An 18,231-nucleotide genomic window follows, 5' to 3' on the forward strand; every position below is an offset into this window, starting at 1 on the left:
GCCGGGAGGTTGAGGAGAGGCGGCGCAGCCCGACGCGGAGCGGCGGACTGCCCGGCTCGTCTCGAAACCCGGGTCGCGCGAGGGAAGGAAGTCCGATGTTCGAGGCCGTCGAGGGCATGCTCGCCGAGCACGCGGAGCTCGAGCAGCGGCTCGCTGCGCCGGAGACCCACGCCGACGCCCGTCTGGCGAAGCGGCTGAACCAGCGCTACGCGCAGCTCTCCTCGGTCATCGCGGCCTGGCGCCACTGGCAGCAGCTCGGCGACGACCTCGAGGCGGCCCGGGAGCTCGCCGCAGAGGACCCGGGCTTCGCCGACGAGATCGGACCCCTCACCGGGGAGCTGGCCACCGCGGAGGAGCGGCTGCGCCACCTGCTGGTCCCGCGCGACCCGACCGACGACAAGGACGCGATCCTCGAGGTGAAGTCGGGGGAGGGCGGCGAGGAGTCCGCACTCTTCGCCGGCGACCTGCTGCGGATGTACACCCGGTACGCCGAGACCCGCGGGTGGAAGGTCGAGATCCTCGACGCCACCGAGTCCGACCTGGGCGGCTACAAGTCCGTCACGGTCGCGGTCAAGGCCCGGGGGACGTCCGAGCCCGGCGAGGCGCCGTACGCCCTCCTGAAGTTCGAGGGTGGCGTGCACCGCGTGCAGCGGGTGCCGGTGACCGAGTCGCAGGGGCGGGTGCACACCAGTGCCGCCGGCGTGCTCGTGCTGCCCGAGGCCGAGCAGGTCGACGTCTCGATCGACGAGAACGACCTCCGCATCGACGTCTTCCGCTCCAGCGGCCCGGGTGGGCAGAGCGTCAACACCACCGACTCCGCGGTGCGCATCACCCACGTGCCGACGGGGATCGTGGTCAGCTGCCAGAACGAGAAGAGCCAGCTGCAGAACCGCGAGCAGGCCATGCGCATCCTGCGGGCCCGGCTGCTCGCCGCGGCCCAGGAGGCGGCCGACGCCGAGGCGAGCGACGCCCGCCGCAGCCAGGTCCGCACCGTGGACCGCTCGGAGCGGATCCGCACCTACAACTACCCGGAGAACCGCATCTCCGACCACCGCACCGGCTACAAGTCCTACAACCTCGACCAGGTGCTCGACGGCGACCTGCAGCCGGTCCTCGACTCCTGCGTCCAGGCCGACCTGGCCGCCCGGCTCGAGGCCCTCGAGAAGTGAGCAGCCCGCGCCGGGCCGCGCTCGCCGACGCGGTGCGCACGCTGGCCGGGGCCGGGGTGGCCAGCCCCGAGCACGACGCCGCCGAGCTGCTGGCCCACGTGCTGGGCACCGAACGCTCCCGGCTGGTGCTCGTCGACGACGTGCCGCCGGAGGCGCTGGAGACGTACGCCGCGCTGGTGGCGCGCCGCGCCGCCCGGGAGCCGCTCCAGCACCTGACCGGCGTCGCGCACTTCCGGCACGTCGAGCTGCTGGTCGGGCCCGGCGTCTTCGTCCCGCGTCCCGAGACCGAGCTGCTGGCCGGCTGGGCGGTCGAGCAGGCCTGTCTGCGCGACGAGCCGGTCCTCGTCGACCTGTGCACCGGCTCGGGAGCGGTCGCCAAGGCCCTGGCCGACGAGGTGCCCGGTGCCCGGGTGCACGCGGTCGAGCTGGACGAGCCGGCGCACGCCTGGGCGGCACGCAACCTCGAGGGCACCGGCGTGGACCTGCGACAGGGCGACATGGCGAGCGCCTTCGACGACCTGGCCGGCACCGTCGACGTGGTGACCTGCAACCCGCCGTACATCCCCCTGGACGCGTGGGAATCGGTCGCGCCCGAGGCGCGTGACCACGACCCACACCTGGCGCTCTTCTCCGGTGCCGACGGGCTCGACGCGATCCGGGTCCTGGAGAGCCGCGCTGCGCTGCTGCTCCGGGCCGGGGGAGTGGTGGGCTTCGAGCACGCCGACGTGCAGGGGGAGTCCGCGCCGGCGGTCTTCGCCGCGACCGGCCGCTGGACCGAGGTCCGCGACCACCTCGACCTGGCAGGTCGCCCGCGCTTCGTGACCGCGCGACTGGCACGATGACCTCCGTGAGCCAGCGCTACCCGACCAGCACCGAGGACGAACGCGAGGCCGCCGTCGCGGCCGCCAGCCTGGCGGTCCAACGGGGCGAGCTGGTGGTGCTGCCGACCGACACCGTCTACGGCATCGGCGCCGACGCGTTCGACCCGGTCGCCGTGCGCGGCCTGCTGGCCGCCAAGGGTCGCGGCCGCGAGATGCCGCCGCCGGTCCTGGTCAGCGCCGCCACCACGCTCGACGCGCTCGCGGTCAGCATCCCGGCGTACGCCCGCGCACTGGTCGAGGCGTTCTGGCCCGGCCCGTTGACGCTGGTGTGCCACCAGCAGTCCTCGCTGCGGTGGGACCTCGGCGACACCCGGGGGACGGTCGCGGTGCGGATGCCCGACCACGAGGTCGCCCGCGAGATCCTCGAGCGCACCGGTCCGCTGGCGGTCAGCTCGGCCAACAAGACCGGCATGCCCGCGGCCACCGACGCCGACCAGGCCGAGGAGATGCTCGGCTCCGAGGTCGCGGTGATCGTCGACGCCGGCCCCGTCGGCCAGGCGCAGTCGGGCGAGGCGTCCACGATCATCGACGTGACCGGACCGCGCGGCCGCGTGCTGCGCCGCGGCGCGCTCTCCCTCGACCGGCTCAACGAGGTCCTCGAGCCCCTCGGCACCCCGCTGGTGGACGAGGGCTGACGGGCGTGGTGTCCCGTGCGTGAGTACGTCCTCGTCTTCCTGGTCGCCGCCACGGTGACCTACCTGCTCACCGTCGTGGCCCGCGAGATCGCGCTGCGCACGGGTGCGGTGGCCCAGGTGCGCGACCGGGACGTCCACGACGAGCCGATCCCGTACCTCGGCGGGCTGGCGATGCTCGGCGGGCTGGTGGCGGCGTACGTCGTCGCGCAGCAGCTGCCGTTCCTCTCCACCAGCGGCCCGTTCGTCTTTCGCGACGCCGGGATCGTGCTGATCGCGGGGGCGCTGATCTGCGCGGTGGGGGTGCTGGACGACCTGTTCGAGCTCGACGCGCTCACCAAGCTCGGCGGTCAGGTCCTGGCGGCCGGGTTCCTGATCGTGTTCGGGATCCAGTACGTCTTCCTGCCGATGCCGGACGGCACCCAGTTCGCGCTGGACGCCTCGCAGGGCGCGCTGCTGACCGGCTTCATCGTGGTGGCGACCGTCAACGCGGTGAACTTCGTCGACGGGCTCGACGGGCTCGCCGCGGGGATCGTGGGCATCGGTGCGTTGGCGTACTGGGCCTACTGCTACCAGCTCGCGAACATCAACAACGTCTCGCTGGCGACCACCGGGGCGCTGCTCAGCTCGGCGCTGGCCGGTGCCTGTGCCGGCTTCCTGGTGCACAACTTCAACCCGGCCCGGCTGTTCATGGGCGACAGCGGGTCGATGCTGATCGGGCTGGTGCTCTCGGCCAGCGCCATCACGCTGACCGGCCAGTTCTCCGGCAGCCAGATCACCCAGGGCGCCTCCGGGTCCCGGGCCAGCCTGCTGCCCACGCTGCTGCCGGTGCTGCTGCCGATCTCGATCATGGTGATCCCGCTGCTCGACCTCGTGCTCGCGGTCGTACGCCGCACCCGGGCCGGTCGGTCGCCCTTCGCCCCCGACAAGCAGCACCTCCACCACCGGCTGCTGGAGATCGGCCACTCGCAGCGGCGCGCGGTCCTGATCATGTGGCTGTGGGCGGGGCTGGTGGCCTTCGGGACGGTGCTCGCCAGCCTCTACACCGGGCGCTGGATGTGGATCTCGCTGGCCGCGATGGCGCTGGTGACGGTCACCCTCACGTTCGTGGTGCCGCGGGTGCACCGGCCCGTCGAGGCCGTCTCCGAGGACGGGTGAGCACCCCGGTTACTGGGCCGTCCGGACTTTGTGCTAGTTTTCACAAGCACCCAGCAGACCCCTGACAGAACGGCCGCCGACCATGACGACCGCGCTTCGCAGCACCCCCTCCGGGACCACCCGGGGGACGACCGGGACCACCCCGGTCCCCGGGTTCGTCGGTCGGTCCCGCTGTGGTAGTTTCACGCCGTCGTCAGACGTACCTGGGTGGGCCCAATCGAGCGCCCTCCGCGTCGACGTCTTCAAGCCTGCCGATGAAAGCGACTTGGGTGGATGGTCGATGAGCACTCCGACAACAACCTGCGGGGCCGCGACCTCGCAGGCCTCGGGGGACTCCTCGCTGGCGCCGTCGTCGCCGGCATGGTCATCGGTCTCCTCGTCGACAACGCCGCCGGCACGTCCCCGGCGTTCACGCTCGTGGGCATCGGCCTCGGCGTCGTCACGGGCTGCGTCGGCTTCTGGCTCCGGGTCCGTGCCGCGCTGCGGGGGTGACCTCACCCGATGAGCGACCAGCTGACCACGAACCCCGACCTCGACGTGAGCAAGGCGATGACGACTTCCGAGACCACCACTCCTGCCGGCGGCCCCGTGCTGCTGCAGGTGCTGCGCGACCAGCGCAAGACCATCGGCGTCGCCGTGGTCCTGTGCGTCGCGTCGTACTGGATCGCCGGCCAGCTCGACCGGTGGACCCTCGCCGGCTGCATCTCCACCGGAGTGCTGCTCGGGCTGGTCAACCACCTGGCCACCGAGATGTGGCTGCTCAAGACCATCCGGTCGGGCGAGGAGGTCACCCGCGGCAAGCTCGCGGCGGCCACCTTCGTCCGGCTCCTCGTCCTGACCGTGGTCGCGGTCGGGATCGCCGTCGCTTTCTGGCCTGACGGCATCGGGCTGTTGCTCGGCCTGGCCATCTTCCGGCTCATCGCCCTGGTGATGACCACGATCCCGCTGCTGAAGGAGTTGAAGAAGCCGTGACCGGCCTGCTGCCCCTCTCTGCCGACATCACGATCGGCGAGCACAAGACCGTCGAGTGGAACGGCATCACGTTCAACATCGACACGATCATCTCGACGCTGGTCGCCGGGGCCCTGGTCCTGATCCTGGGCTTCGTCGCCCGCTCGGCGCTGACGAAGAAGAACCCGAGCCACGTCCCCACGAAGACCCAGATCCTGTGGGAGTCCGTGGTCGGTGAGGTCAACACCCAGGTCGAGGCCAACCTCGGTCGCCTGAACCCGTTCGTGGTGCCGCTCGCGGTCGCGCTGTTCTTCTTCATCCTGTTCGCGAACTGGCTCGAGCTGCTGCCGACCGAGATCAACCACGACGTGCACCTGCTCCCGGCCCCGACCGCGGACACCAACCTGACCTACGCGATGGCGATCATGGCGATGGTCGGCGTGTGGATCTACGGCATCAAGGAGAAGGGCGTGAAGGGCTACTTCAGGCACTTCCTCGAGCCCTTCCCGGTGCTGCTCCCGCTGAACATCCTCGAGGAGCTGACCAAGCCGATCACCCTCGCGCTGCGACTCTTCGGCAACATCTTCGCCGGTGGCATCATGCTGGCCCTGATCGGCCTGATCCCGTTCTACGCGATGTGGGCGCCGAACCTGGTCTGGAAGCTCTTCGACATGTTCATCGGCGGCATCCAGGCGTTCATCTTCGCGCTGCTGACCGTGCTCTACTTCGGCATGGCCGGCGCTGGTCACGACCACGAGGACGACCACGAGTCCGAGTCCCACGAAACCCCCGAGCTCGCGCACTGACCGTCACGGTCGGGCGCACCAGAGGTAACCCAGCTGCGCCGGATGTCGGCGTACACCAAGAGAGGCATATCAATGGCAGTGAGTGACACCGCAGTCCAGACCGCCGGCGCGTTCGTCGGTGGTGGCCTTGCCCTGGCCGGCGGCGCCATCGGCGCCGGCATCGGCGACGGTCTGGCCGGTTCGTCCTACATCCAGGGCGTCGCCCGTCAGCCCGAGGCGCAGGGTCGCCTCCAGACGATCTTCTTCCTGACCGTCGGTCTGGTCGAGGCGATGTTCTTCATCAACCTCGCGTTCATGGCGCTGTTCGTCTTCGTCCTCGCCTGATCCCACCCGGGCCTTAGGGCACCACTCGAAGCACAGCCCCAGAGCAAAGGAACCAATCGATGGCAACCGAAGCGATCGTCGCGAAGGAGAGCAACTTCCTCGTGCCGAACGGCACGTTCTTCGTCGAGCTGTTCGCGTTCGCGATCCTGGTCTGGATCCTGGCCAAGTTCGTCATCCCGCCGATCAACAAGGCGATGACGGCCCGCCAGGAGGCGATCCGCCAGCAGTTCGCCGACCTCGACCAGGCGAAGACCGAGGCCCACGAGGCCGAGGAGGAGTTCCGGTCGCAGATCGCGGACGCCCGTCACGAGGCCGCTCGCATCCGCGAGGAAGCACGTGAGCAGGGTGCGGCGATCATCGCCGAGATGCGGGAGCAGGCCCAGGCCGAGGCCCAGCGGATCGTCGAGCACGCCCACACCCAGATCGAGGCGGACCGCAAGGCCGCCGTCGCGTCGCTGCGCAACGAGGTGGGCACGCTGGCCACCACGCTCGCCGGACGCATCGTCGGGGAGGCCCTGGACGACGAGGCTCGCCAGAGCCGCGTGGTCGACCGCTTCCTCGCCGACCTGGACACCAAGAGCGGGGCCAACTGATGGCTGGTTCCTCCGCGGTGCTCCAGGGCTCGTCGGGCGAGTCGCTCTCGCGGCTCACCGAGGCGCTGGGCTCGACCCTGGACGGTGGCGCCGACGGCGCTGCCGTGGGGGAGAGCCTGTTCGCCGCGGCGGACGTGCTGCGCGACCAGCCGGCGCTCCGCCGCGCGGTGACCGACCCGTCGACCCAGGCCGAGGCCAAGTCGGCGCTGGCCACCGGGGTCTTCGGTGCGCACCTCGACAAGGCCGCCACCGAGATCGTCGGTCAGGCCGCGGGCATGCGCTGGGCGAGCAGCCTGGACCTGGCCACGGCCTTCGAGCGGCTCGGTGTCGTGGCGCTGGTGAAGTCGGCCGACGCGTCGGGCGAGGGTGACCGGCTCGAGGACGAGCTGTTCGGCTTCGGCCGGCTCGTCGCCGAGAACCCGAACCTGCGCGACGCGCTCTCGGACCCGGCCCGCTCGGTGTCCGACAAGCGGGCCCTGGTCCGCTCGCTGCTGGAGGGCAAGGTGAGCAGCGGCGCGCTGCGGCTCGCCGAGCGTGCCGTCAGCGGCGTCCACCTCACCGTGGCGCGAGCGGTCGAGGAGTACTCCAAGGTGGCGGCGGAGAGCCGCAACCGCCTGGTCGCGCTCGTCCGGGTGGCCACGCCGCTCAGCGACGCCGAGCAGCAGCGGCTCGCGGGTGCCCTGGCCGGGCAGTACGACCGGCCCGTGCACCTCAACGTCGTGGTCGACCCCTCCGTGCTCGGCGGCATCCGCGTCGAGATCGGTGACCAGGTCATCGACGGCACCATCTCCAGTCGCCTCGACGACGCCCGCCGGCGTCTGGTCGGCTGACGGCAACCGCCACCCACACACCGAGTTTTTCGAAGAGACAAGAGAGTAGGGACGACAATGACGGAGCTCACGATCCGTCCGGAGGAGATCCGCGACGCACTGCAGAAGTACGTCGCCGACTACCGGCCCGAGGCCGCCAGCCGGGAAGAGGTCGGCACCGTCGCCGAGGCCGGAGACGGCATCGCCCGCGTGACCGGTCTGCCCTCGGCCATGGCCAACGAGCTGCTGGAGTTCGAGGACGGCACCCTGGGCATCGCCCTGAACCTCGACACTCGCGAGATCGGTGTGGTCATCCTCGGTGACTTCGACAAGATCGAGGAGGGCCAGACGGTTCGCCGTACCGGCGAGATCCTCTCGGTCCCCGTCGGTGACAACTTCCTCGGCCGCGTCGTCGACCCGCTCGGCAACCCGATCGACGGCCTCGGTGACATCGAGTCCGTCGGGCGTCGTGCGCTCGAGCTCCAGGCGCCCACGGTCATGCAGCGCAAGTCGGTGCACGAGCCCCTCGCCACCGGCATCAAGGCGATCGACTCGATGACCCCGATCGGCCGCGGCCAGCGCCAGCTGATCATCGGCGACCGCGCGACCGGCAAGACCACGATCGCGATCGACACGATCATCAACCAGAAGCAGAACTGGGAGTCGGGCGACCCGACCAAGCAGGTCCGCTGCATCTACGTCGCCATCGGCCAGAAGGGCTCGACCATCGCCTCCGTGCGTGGCGCCCTCGAGGAGGCCGGTGCGCTGGAGTACACCACGATCGTGGCCGCCCCGGCCTCGGACAGCGCGGGCTTCAAGTACCTCGCCCCCTACACCGGCTCGGCCATCGGCCAGCAGTGGATGTACGACGGCAAGCACGTCCTGATCGTGTTCGACGACCTGACCAAGCAGGCCGAGGCCTACCGTGCCGTGTCGCTGCTGCTGCGCCGCCCGCCGGGTCGTGAGGCCTATCCGGGTGACGTGTTCTACCTGCACAGCCGCCTGCTCGAGCGCTGCGCGAAGCTGAGCGACGAGATGGGCGCGGGCTCGATGACCGGTCTCCCGATCATCGAGACCAAGGCCAACGACGTGTCGGCCTACATCCCGACCAACGTCATCTCGATCACCGACGGCCAGATCTTCCTGCAGTCGGACCTGTTCGCGTCCAACCAGCGCCCCGCGATCGACGTCGGTGTCTCGGTGTCCCGCGTCGGCAGCTCGGCGATGACCAAGGCGATGAAGGCCGTCACCGGCTCGCTGAAGGTGGACCTAGCGCAGTTCCGCGCCATGGAGGCCTTCGCGATGTTCGCGTCCGACCTCGACGCCGCCTCGCGCCAGCAGCTCGACCGCGGCCAGCGCCTGATGGCGCTCCTCAAGCAGCCGGCCTACTCGCCGTACCCGCTCGAGGAGATGACCGTCTCGCTGTGGACCGGCACCACCGGCCGCCTCGACAAGGTCCCGGCGGACGACGTGCTGCGCTTCGAGCACGAGTTCCTCGACTACCTGCGTCGCTCGCACGAGGGCATCCTGTCCTCGATCCGCGAGACGCTGAAGTTCGAGGACGAGACCGAGAAGGCGCTCGAGGGTGCCTACGACTCCTTCCTCGACCAGTTCGAGACCTCGGAGGGTGGCTCGATCAAGGTCGGCCACGAGCCCGAGGCCGAGGCGCTGGAGGACGAGGACCAGGAGCAGATCGTCAAGCAGAAGCGGGGCTGACTCACGTGACCACCCCCAGAACTTCCACGTGGCCCCCGCGGCCCAGGCACGCGCCTCGCGGCGTTGTCCTCGGTCGCCGGGCCTCCGGCCCGTCTCCCTCGTCCGCCTTGCGATGCACGCACCTGATCCACGCGTGCCCCAGCGGAAGCTCCGGAGGTGATCACTGATGGCTCTTTCGGTGCGTGAGTACCGTGCGCGGATCAAGTCGACGGAGTCGATGAAGAAGATCACGCGCGCCATGGAGCTCATCGCTGCGTCCCGCATCATCAAGGCGCAGAACCGGGCTCAGTCGGCCGCGCCGTACGCCCGGGAGCTGACGCGTGCCGTGTCGGCGGTGGCGACGTACTCCAACGTCGACCACCCGCTGACGCGGGAGCCGGAGAACCCCACGCGGGCCGCCGTGCTCATCGTGACCAGCGACCGGGGCCTGGCCGGTGCCTACTCCTCGAGCGTGCTCAAGGAGGCCGAGCGCCTCGCGGAGAAGCTCCGCGGGGAGGGCAAGGAGATCAGCACCTACCTGTGCGGCCGCAAGGCCGAGGCGTACTACCGGTTCCGTGGTCGCCCCGTCGTCCAGTCGTGGACCGGATTCTCCGACCAGCCGTCGTACGACGTCGCCCGCGACATCGGCGCGTCGCTGATCGGCGCGTTCCTCGAGGAGGAGGGCGAGCACGCCGTCGACGAGGTGCACGTGGTCTACACGCGCTTCCGCTCGATGCTGGTCCAGGAGCCGACCGCGGTCCGGCTGCTGCCGCTCGAGGTCGTCGAGGGCGAGGAGAAGCCGTCGTCGGACGAGGTGCTGCCGCTCTACGAGTTCGAGCCCTCGGCCGAGCACGTGCTGGACGGGCTGCTCCCGCAGTACGTCCAGAGCCGGATCTTCTTCGCCCTGCTGCAGGCGGCCGCCTCCGAGCTGGCCGCCCGCCAGAAGGCGATGAAGTCCGCCACGGACAACGCCGACGAGCTCATCAAGAAGTACACCCGAATCGCCAACCAGGCCCGCCAGGCCGGCATTACCCAGGAAATCAGCGAGATCGTCGGTGGCGTCAACGCGCTGGCCGACGCACAAGCCGGGAGTGAGTGAGAAATGACTGCCATTGTCGAAGAGACCCAGGGGACCGGCTCCGCTGGCGTCGGTCGCATCGCCCGGGTCATCGGTCCGGTCGTCGACATCGAGTTCCCCGTGGACTCGATGCCCGCGATCTACAACAAGCTCGAGGTCGAGCTCGAGCTCGGCGGGGAGAAGAAGATCCTCTCGGCCGAGGTCGCCCAGCACATCGGTGACGGCATGGTCCGCGCGATCTCGCTGCAGCCGACCGACGGCCTCGTCCGTGGTGCCCAGGTGCGCGACACCGGCGGCCCGATCACGGTGCCCGTCGGCAACGCGACCCTCGGCCGGGTGTTCAACACCTTGGGCGAGTGCCTCAACCTCGAGGGCGACGAGAAGCTCGAGGTCAGCGAGCGCTGGGGCATCCACCGCAAGGCGCCGGCCTTCGACCAGCTCGAGTCCAAGACCCAGATGTTCGAGACCGGCATCAAGGTCATCGACCTGCTCACGCCGTACGTCCAGGGTGGCAAGATCGGCCTGTTCGGTGGCGCGGGCGTGGGCAAGACCGTGCTCATCCAGGAGATGATCGCGCGAGTCGCCAAGGACCACGGTGGTGTGTCGGTGTTCGCCGGTGTCGGCGAGCGCACCCGTGAGGGCAACGACCTGATCGTCGAGATGGAGGAGGCCGGCGTCATCGGCCAGACCGCTCTCGTCTTCGGCCAGATGGACGAGCCGCCGGGCACCCGCCTGCGGGTCGCGCTGTCCGCGCTGACGATGGCAGAGTACTTCCGCGACGTGCAGAGCCAGGACGTGCTGCTGTTCATCGACAACATCTTCCGGTTCACCCAGGCGGGTTCCGAGGTGTCGACGCTGCTCGGCCGCATGCCCTCCGCGGTGGGCTACCAGCCGAACCTCGCTGACGAGATGGGCACCCTGCAGGAGCGGATCACCTCGACCCGCGGTCACTCGATCACCTCGATGCAGGCGATCTACGTGCCGGCGGACGACTACACCGACCCGGCTCCGGCGACCACCTTCGCCCACCTCGACGCCACCACGGAGCTCTCGCGCGAGATCGCGTCGCTCGGTATCTACCCCGCGGTGGACCCGCTGACGTCGACCTCGCGGATCCTCGACGCCCAGTACATCGGGCAGGAGCACTACGACTGCGCCATCCGGATCAAGCAGATCCTGCAGCGCAACAAGGAGCTCCAGGACATCATCGCGATCCTCGGAGTCGACGAGCTCTCCGAAGAGGACAAGATCATCGTGTCCCGCGCTCGTCGCATCCAGCGGTTCCTGTCGCAGAACACCTACGTCGCCAAGCAGTTCACCGGCATCGAGGGCTCGACGGTCCCGGTCGCCGACACGATCGAGGCGTTCAACAAGATCGCGGACGGCGAGTTCGACCACGTGGCCGAGCAGGCCTTCTTCATGTGCGGCGGTCTGGACGACGTCGAGCAGAAGTGGGCCGAGATCCAGAAGAACCTCTGATGGCCGACAACGACCAGCTGCAGGTGGAGCTCGTCGCCGCCGACCGGACCGTCTGGTCCGGGCAGGCGACGATGGTCATCGCCCGCACGACCGAGGGTGACGTGGGCGTGCTGCGCAACCACGCGCCGCTGCTGTCACTGCTCGTGCCGGGCGTGGTGGAGATCCGTGCGGTCGACGGCGACGACCTGGTCGCCGCCGTCGACGGGGGCTTCCTCTCGGTGGCCAACAACCGGGTCTCGATCCTCTCCGAGCACACCGCCCTGTCCCACGAGATCAACGTGGAGCAGGCCCGTGCCGACCTGGAGGCGGCCGAGGCCGACAGCGACAGCGACGACGGCGAGGAGCGCGTGAAGCGCGCCGAGGCGCGGGTCCGGGCGGCCGAGAAGGCCTCCTGACCGTCAGCTTCGACGCAGAGCCGGCCCCGGGTTGACCCGGGGCCGGCTCTGTTCTTCCTGCCCGCTAGGGTGAGCACCTTCGCGGACGAGGTGTGAGGAGGAGGCGACGGATGCCGGTGTGGCAGTGGCTGCTCGACGCAGCCGGCGCCCTGCTCCTCCTCGTCCTGCTCTACGGCGTCGCGCTCATCGTGCGGCGCCGTGTGCTGTCCCGCAACGGCGGCACCTTCGAGGTCAGCTACCGCGTCCGTCCCGAGAGGGCCGGGCGCGGTTGGCTTCTGGGGCTCGGCCGCTACTCCGGCGAGACGCTCGAGTGGTTCCGGATCTTCTCCCTCTCCCCGCGTCCGAAGAGGGTCTGGCAGCGCGGGACCCTCTCCTTCGACGGCCGCCGTGAGCCCGAGGGCGTCGAGCAGATGTCGCTCTATCCCGACCACGTCGTCATCCGGTGCAGCACCCCGGCAGGCGAGGTCGAGCTCGCGATGAACCCGTCCTCGCTGATGGGGTTCCAGTCCTGGCTCGAGGCCGGCCCGCCCGGCACCGACTGGACCCGCGGCCCGCGCCAGGCGTAGCCGCCCCCTCACGCCGTCGGCGCGCCGTCCTCCCACAGCCGCGGGACCGGGTGGTTGGCGGCGAACACCCCGTGCGGGTCGACGGCGCTGCGGATGCCCTTGAGCTGGGTCCACACCCCGTCGGCGTACGCCGCCCGCGGGTCGACCGGGTTCTCGGCGAAGTTGAGGTACTCACGCCCGTTAGCGAACGGCGCGAGGGCCTCGCTGAGCCGCGTGGCGTCCGCGTGCCCCTGCGCGCCCATCTCCGGGGTCATCGCCATCGCGCCCGCGAAGGTGACGAACGAGCCGTCGAGGTGGGTGAGGACGCCGCCGCCCTCGTGCGGACGACCCAGCGCACCACCGAGCTGGCGCAGCTCGGCCATCAGCAGCGACGTCTCCGCCCCCGGGCCGACCTCGGCCAGGAACGCGTCGACCGCGGCGTCGGGGAACGAGTCGAGCATCGCGCTGCCGGAGACGAAGGGCGCACCGCCCTCGGGGTCCATGTGCAGCCGCACCAGCGACTTCGCCGGGACGCGTGTGAAGGTGTCCATCTCGGGCCGCAGCGCGCGCAGCTCCGCCAGCAGCTCGCGGCCCAGCTCGTCCGAGCCGAGCACGGCACCGTCGATGACGACCAGCTCGCGACCCCTCAGGAACTCGGGCAGGTCCGGCATCGGGGGCAGGCGCATGGCCCGGAACGAGGTGGTGACCTCGTCGGGGGCACCCGGCGCCCAGGCGGCCCAGGTGCGCAGCACGGGCTCGACCTGCTCCAGGTCCCACATCAGGAATCCGGCGTAGGCGGTCTCGACGTCGTACATGCGGAACTCGAGCGCGGTCACGACGCCGAAGCTGCCGCCACCGCCACGCAGCGCCCAGAACAGCTCGGCGTTGGTGGTTTCGTCGGCGCGGACCGGACTGCCGTCGGCGAGGACCAGCTCGACCGCGGTCAGGCTGTTGGTCGCAAGGCCGAGCTTGCGGGCGTACCACCCGATGCCGCCGCCGAGGGAGTAGCCGGCGATGCCGACGTCGGGGGAGGAGCCGTGCAGGACGGCCTTGCCGTGCGCGGCAGCGGCTTCGACCGCGGGCTCCCAGAGGGCACCGCCCTCGACCCGCACGATGCCGCGAGTCGGGTCCGCGATCGCGGTGCTCATCTCGGAGGTGCGGACGACCACGACGTCGTCGAGCCCGCGGGCCGCGAGCGGTCCGGCGTTGTGCCCGGTGCTCTGGGGGGCGATGCGCAGGCCGCTGTCGGCGGCGGCACGCACGACGGTGGACACCTCGTCGACCGTCCGGGGGAAGGCGACCGCGGCCGGGCGCTGGTCGACGGCGAAGTTCCAGGGGGTGCGGGCCGCGTCGTACCCGGGGTCGCCGGGGAGGTGGATGCGGTCGCCGAGCAGGCCGCGGAGCGCGGAGGCGGAGGACTGGGTCAGCTCGATGGTCATGACGGGGGTTGCTCCTTCGTTGGTGATCGGTGGTGCAACCGTGCCGCCGGGCACTTGGAGGGGACTTCGAGACGACTTGGAGCCGTCCGCCCGGCTGGTCCTCACGAGGGTGCGTGGCCCACAAAGGGGACGCAAGGCGCCCGCGACGTCCCTATGCTGCCGACGTGGAGGTGGCAGTCCTCGGACCCGTCGAGGTGATGCTGAACGGGTCGTCCGTCGACCTCGGCACGCCCAAGCAGCGTGCCCTCGTCGCCGCCCTGGCCCTGTCCCGGGGCTGGCCGGTGTCGGTGGACGCGATCGTCGACCTGCTCTGGGGCGAGCGACCGCCTCCCGGGGTCACGGCGACGCTGCAGGCCTACGTCTCGCAGCTGCGACGCGTCCTCGAGCCGGAACGGGAGCGTCGCGCTCCCGCCACGGTGCTGGTCACGGTGGCGCCCGGGTACGCCCTGCGGGTGCCGGACGAGGCGGTCGACGCCGCACGCTTCGAGGACGTCGTGACGACCGGGAACAAGCGTCTGCAGCGGCTCACCGGACGAGGGCCGTCCCCGCTGTCGGCCGCCGAGCTCACCGACGCCTCGACGCGGCTCGACGAGGCGCTGGCGTGCTGGCGGGGCACGCCGTACGCCGAGCTGGGCGACGCCGACGCCGCAGTGGCCGAGCGCGCCCGCCTCGAGCAGCTGCGCACGGTGGCGCTCGAGGACCGCGCGACCGTCCAGCTGGCGCTGGGCCAGCACGCCACGGTGGCGGCCGAGCTCGAGGCGCTCACCAAGGCCTACCCGCTGCGCGAGCGGCTCTGGGCGCTGCGGGCGTTGGCCCTGACCCGGTCCGGCCGGCAGGCCGACGCGCTGGACGTGCTGCGCCAGCTCCGCGAGGTCCTCGACGAGGAGCTCGGGCTGGAGCCCTCGGCCGAGCTGCGCGAGCTGCAGACCGCGGTGCTGCGCCAGGACCCCGAGCTGGACTGGGTGGCGCCGGTGGCGGGCGCGGCCCCGGTGACCGAGACCGCGCCCGCGCCGGCACCGACCCGCGCGAGGCCGCTGCCCGAGCCGGTCGCGCCCTGGCCGCTCGCCGGCCGCGACGAGGACCTGGCGGGACTGGAGCAGGCCCTGGCCGGTGCCGAGGTCGGCACCCCGTCCTACGCCGTGCTCACCGGCGAGCCCGGCATCGGCAAGACCCGTCTCGCCGCGGAGCTGGCGCTGCGCGCGCGGGACCGGGGAGCGCAGGTGCTCGTCGGCCGCTGCTCCCAGGACGACGGTGCCCCTCCGCTGTGGCCCTGGATGGCCGTGCTCGGGGCGCTCATCCCGGACGGACCCGGCGGGCCGTCGGTCGAGGCGGACGAGCCGGAGGACGAGGGCGCCCAGTTCCGCGCCTGGGAGCGGATCGTCCACGCCGTCCGCGAGGCCGCGCGGGAGCGCACGACGGTCGTGGTCCTCGACGACCTGCACTGGGCCGACCCGTCGACGCTGCGGGTGCTCCGCCTGCTGGTCGAGACGGCCGACCCGGGGGCCGCGGAGAGGCTGCTGGTGATCGCCACCTGGCGACCGCACCCCGAGCCGACCGGGGTGCTGGCCGACGTCGCGGAGTCGTTCGCCCGTCGGCACGCCGTGCGGGTGGCCCTCGACGGGCTGCCGGCTCCTGCGGTGCTGGAGCTGTTGCAGCGGGTCAGCGACGCGCCCGTCTCCGAGGACGTGGCCCGGCAGCTGCGCGAGCGCACCGACGGCAACCCCTTCTTCCTGGTCGAGTTCGCGCGGCTGGCGGGGGAGCGGGCCGACCTCGACGGGCTCGCGGCGACGATGCCCACGGCGGTCACCGAGGTGCTCACCCGCCGGCTGGCCAAGCTCCCCGAGGACACCGTGAAGGCGTTGCGGACCGCTGCGGTGATCGGGCGCCAGTTCGACACCCCGACCCTGGCCGCGACCACGGGGATCGACGAGGACGACCTGCTCGACGTGGTCGAGCCGGCCCAGGCCGCCGGGCTGGTCCGCGAGGACGGCATCGACCGGTTCCTCTTCTCGCACGCCCTGGTCCGGGACACGCTGCGGGCCGGCATGTCGGCGAGCCGTCGTGCCCGGCTGCACGCCCGGCTCGCAGGGGTCCTCGAGGAGATGGGCGGACGCGAGACCGAGGTGGCCCGGCACTGGCTGGAGTCCGGACCGGCCAACGCCTCACGTGCCTGGCGCGCGGCGCTCGCCGCCGCCGTCGTCGTCCGCCGGCTGCATGCGTACGACGAGGCGGCGGACCTGCTCCAGCTCGGCCTCGAGGCCATGGACGGCGACAACGGGGCCACCCTGCGGGACCGGTACGACGCGCTGCTCCTGCTCATGGACGCCTACCGCTGGTCGGCGAACCTGCCCGCGCTCGTCGGGGCGGTCGAGCAGGCGATCGGGGTGGGCAAGGAGATGCGCGACCCCGAGGCCGTCGCGCGGGCCGCGATCGCCACCTCGCGGGACGGCCTGTGGCGCTCGGCCCCACCGGGGCTGGTCAACGACGTGGTGGTCTCGGCGCTGCGCGGGAGCCTGGAGCGGCTCCCGCCGGAGGACGGCGAGCTGCGCTGCCTCACGATGCTCGCGCTCGGCAACGAGCTGTGGGCCCAGACGTCGTTCGAGGAGCGACGAGCGCTGTGCGACGAGGCGCTCGCCATGGCCCGCCGGCTCGGGGATCCCGCCCTGCTGCTCTCCGCGGACCAGGTCGCGTTCATGGCCCTCTGGCACGCGGACACCACCGAGGAGCGGCTCGGCCTGGCCACCGAGGCGCTGGAGCTGGCCCGGTCGCTCGGCGACGAGCGGGCGCTGGTCGTCTCGGCGACCCTGCGCACGGTCGTGCTCTGCGAGCTGGGCCGGCGGGCGGAGATGCTCGAGGCGATGGAGCTGACGCGCACGGAGGCCCGCCGGCTGCGGATCTCCTACGCCGAGATGATCGTCGACGGGCTCGACCTCCCCTGGCAGGCGATGGCGGGGCGCTTCGACGACTGCGAGCAGACCGCGGCCCGGATCCGCGAGGTCGCCGGCCGCATCTCCCACCAGCACGGCGAGGAGGCGCAGGCCGCGGCCGTGATCGCCGTCCGGCTCTGGGACGGGCGGCCGCTCGACGCCGTGCCCGCGCTGGAGGAGCTGAACGAGGGGTACGAGATGTGGACCACGCTGGCGGTCTTCCTCTGGCGCGGCGGGCAGGAGGAGCGTGCGCGGGCCCTGCACGCCGAGCACCGCGACGACCTCGACGACGGCGGTCACTCGGCCCCGCTGAGCTGGGGTCACGCCGCGGAGCTGGCGCTCCACCTCGGCGACGCCGACCTCGCCGGCCGCTGCTACGACCTGCTGGTGCGGTGCGCGGGCCAGAGCTGCGGTGCGGGCTCCAACCTGGCCAGCGGGCCGGTCGACGCCTACCTCGCCATGGCCGCTGCGGCCACCGGCGAGACCGACATCGCGACCCGGCACGCCGACACCGCGGCCGTGCTCGCCGAGGAGTGGGACATCCCGCTGTTCGCGACGTGGTTCGCCGGGATCCGTGACGCCAACGGCTTCTAGACCGTCGACGGGCCCCGGACGCTGAACTCGTTGCCCTCGGGATCGGCCATCGGCATGCGGCCGCCCTCCTCGGGGACACCCTCGAGGCGGGTCGCTCCGAGGGAGAGGAGACGGTCGACCTCCGCCTGCAGGTCGCGGCCGGGCGGTGCTGCGAGCTCGAACCGGTGCCGGTTCCGGCCGGGGTACGGCGCCTCCGGCGGCCCGCCCCAGGCGATCTTGCTCCCTCCGCCGGGTGACTGGATCGCGGTCTCCTGGTCCTGGTCCCAGACCAGCGGCCAGCCCAGCGCCTCGCTCCAGAAGTACCCCACCTCCGGGGAACCGTCACACGCCAGCTCGCCGAGGAACCCGCAGCCGTCGAGGAAGGTGTTGCCCGGCCCGATCACGCAGAGCTCGTTGCCCTCCGGGTCGGCGAGCACGACATGTCCCTCCTCCGGGCGCTGGCCGACGTCGAGGTGCCGGCCACCGAGCTCGAGCACCCGGGCCACGGTCCGTGCCTGGTCGTCCAGGGAGGTGCTCGTCAGGTGGAGGTGCAGCTGGTTCGGGCCCGCGTGCGGCTCCTCGGTGGCGGTGAACCGGATCCGGAACCCGGTCTCGCCGCCCGGCAGGAGAGTGGGACCGTCGCGGGGGTCGTCGGCCAGCTCCCGCGCCAGGACGCCCGCCCAGAAGCGCGCGAGCGGGAGCGGGTGCTGCGCGTCGAAGCAGAGGGCGTGGAGGTCGGCGGTCATGGGAGAGCAACGTAGGTCGCTCGCGAGCGAC

At 71.6% G+C, this 18,231-nt stretch carries 18 protein-coding genes; 16 read left to right on the forward strand and 2 right to left on the reverse strand.

Features of this window, described 5'->3' with window-relative positions; translation table 11 throughout:
• The first annotated feature begins 95 nt into the window (after positions 1 to 95).
• The 15 genes from prfA (at position 96) to ACZ43H_RS03850 (ending at position 12,536) form a co-directional block, all read left to right on the forward strand.
• The gene (prfA, locus tag ACZ43H_RS03780; protein ID WP_464587874.1) at positions 96 to 1,169 is read left to right on the forward strand and encodes a peptide chain release factor 1; all 1,074 of its coding nucleotides are present in this window, start codon (positions 96 to 98) and stop codon (positions 1,167 to 1,169) included.
• Positions 1,166 to 2,011: a peptide chain release factor N(5)-glutamine methyltransferase gene (prmC, locus tag ACZ43H_RS03785; RefSeq protein WP_464587876.1), complete on the forward strand. Its 846-nt coding sequence runs from the start codon at positions 1,166 to 1,168 to the stop codon at positions 2,009 to 2,011. The genes prfA and prmC overlap by 4 nt, the downstream gene beginning before the upstream one ends.
• Complete coding sequence (locus ACZ43H_RS03790; RefSeq protein WP_464587878.1) at positions 2,008 to 2,685, forward strand: L-threonylcarbamoyladenylate synthase; 678 nt, start codon at positions 2,008 to 2,010, stop codon at positions 2,683 to 2,685. The genes prmC and ACZ43H_RS03790 overlap by 4 nt, the downstream gene beginning before the upstream one ends.
• A gap of 15 nt (positions 2,686 to 2,700) precedes the next feature.
• Entirely contained in the window at positions 2,701 to 3,840 is a 1,140-nt protein-coding gene (locus ACZ43H_RS03795; protein ID WP_464587880.1) for a glycosyltransferase family 4 protein, read from the forward strand.
• Positions 3,841 to 4,113: 273 nt separating this feature from the next.
• The gene (locus tag ACZ43H_RS03800) at positions 4,114 to 4,332 is read left to right on the forward strand and encodes an AtpZ/AtpI family protein (protein WP_464587882.1); all 219 of its coding nucleotides are present in this window, start codon (positions 4,114 to 4,116) and stop codon (positions 4,330 to 4,332) included.
• Between the two features lie 9 nt (positions 4,333 to 4,341).
• A complete protein-coding gene (locus ACZ43H_RS03805) occupies positions 4,342 to 4,812 on the forward strand; it encodes a hypothetical protein (RefSeq protein ID WP_379178324.1) in 471 nt (156 codons plus the stop codon).
• On the forward strand, positions 4,809 to 5,597 hold the full coding sequence (gene atpB, locus ACZ43H_RS03810) for a F0F1 ATP synthase subunit A (protein WP_464587883.1): 789 nt from the start codon (positions 4,809 to 4,811) through the stop codon (positions 5,595 to 5,597). The genes ACZ43H_RS03805 and atpB overlap by 4 nt, the downstream gene beginning before the upstream one ends.
• Positions 5,598 to 5,675: 78 nt before the next feature.
• Positions 5,676 to 5,921: a F0F1 ATP synthase subunit C gene (locus ACZ43H_RS03815; RefSeq protein ID WP_379178320.1), complete on the forward strand. Its 246-nt coding sequence runs from the start codon at positions 5,676 to 5,678 to the stop codon at positions 5,919 to 5,921.
• 59 nt (positions 5,922 to 5,980) lie between these two features.
• Positions 5,981 to 6,514 (forward strand): F0F1 ATP synthase subunit B, encoded by a 534-nt coding sequence (locus ACZ43H_RS03820; RefSeq protein ID WP_379178318.1) that lies wholly within the window; start codon positions 5,981 to 5,983, stop codon positions 6,512 to 6,514.
• A complete protein-coding gene (locus tag ACZ43H_RS03825) occupies positions 6,514 to 7,344 on the forward strand; it encodes a F0F1 ATP synthase subunit delta (protein WP_464587885.1) in 831 nt (276 codons plus the stop codon). Before ACZ43H_RS03820 ends, ACZ43H_RS03825 begins: the two co-directional genes overlap by 1 nt.
• 57 nt (positions 7,345 to 7,401) lie before the next feature.
• Complete coding sequence (gene atpA, locus ACZ43H_RS03830) at positions 7,402 to 9,039, forward strand: F0F1 ATP synthase subunit alpha (protein WP_464587887.1); 1,638 nt, start codon at positions 7,402 to 7,404, stop codon at positions 9,037 to 9,039.
• A gap of 166 nt (positions 9,040 to 9,205) precedes the next feature.
• The gene (locus ACZ43H_RS03835) at positions 9,206 to 10,117 is read left to right on the forward strand and encodes a F0F1 ATP synthase subunit gamma (protein ID WP_464587889.1); all 912 of its coding nucleotides are present in this window, start codon (positions 9,206 to 9,208) and stop codon (positions 10,115 to 10,117) included.
• Positions 10,118 to 10,120: 3 nt separating this feature from the next.
• Complete coding sequence (gene atpD / locus ACZ43H_RS03840) at positions 10,121 to 11,575, forward strand: F0F1 ATP synthase subunit beta (protein WP_464587891.1); 1,455 nt, start codon at positions 10,121 to 10,123, stop codon at positions 11,573 to 11,575.
• Entirely contained in the window at positions 11,575 to 11,970 is a 396-nt protein-coding gene (locus tag ACZ43H_RS03845; protein ID WP_464587892.1) for a F0F1 ATP synthase subunit epsilon, read from the forward strand. The genes atpD and ACZ43H_RS03845 overlap by 1 nt, the downstream gene beginning before the upstream one ends.
• Before the next feature lie 110 nt (positions 11,971 to 12,080).
• Positions 12,081 to 12,536, forward strand: a complete 456-nt coding sequence (locus ACZ43H_RS03850; protein WP_464587894.1) for a DUF2550 domain-containing protein — start codon at positions 12,081 to 12,083, stop codon at positions 12,534 to 12,536.
• Positions 12,537 to 12,544: 8 nt separating this feature from the next.
• Here the strand turns inward: ACZ43H_RS03850 and ACZ43H_RS03855 are convergent, their stop codons facing one another.
• Positions 12,545 to 13,954 (reverse strand): FAD-binding oxidoreductase, encoded by a 1,410-nt coding sequence (locus ACZ43H_RS03855; RefSeq protein WP_464587895.1) that lies wholly within the window; start codon positions 13,952 to 13,954, stop codon positions 12,545 to 12,547.
• Between the two features lie 164 nt (positions 13,955 to 14,118).
• On the opposite strand from ACZ43H_RS03855, the gene ACZ43H_RS03860 reads away from it, so the two are divergent.
• A complete protein-coding gene (locus ACZ43H_RS03860; protein ID WP_464587897.1) occupies positions 14,119 to 17,475 on the forward strand; it encodes a BTAD domain-containing putative transcriptional regulator in 3,357 nt (1,118 codons plus the stop codon).
• On the opposite strand, the gene ACZ43H_RS03865 is transcribed toward ACZ43H_RS03860, so the two are convergent.
• Positions 17,472 to 18,200 carry a VOC family protein gene (locus ACZ43H_RS03865; RefSeq protein ID WP_464587899.1) on the reverse strand — a complete coding sequence of 243 codons (729 nt, stop codon included), beginning with the start codon at positions 18,198 to 18,200 and terminating at the stop codon, positions 17,472 to 17,474. The genes ACZ43H_RS03860 and ACZ43H_RS03865 overlap by 4 nt on opposite strands.
• Between the last annotated feature and the right edge of the window lie 31 nt (positions 18,201 to 18,231).

The sequence above is a fragment of the Nocardioides sp. DN36 genome (assembly GCF_055380375.1).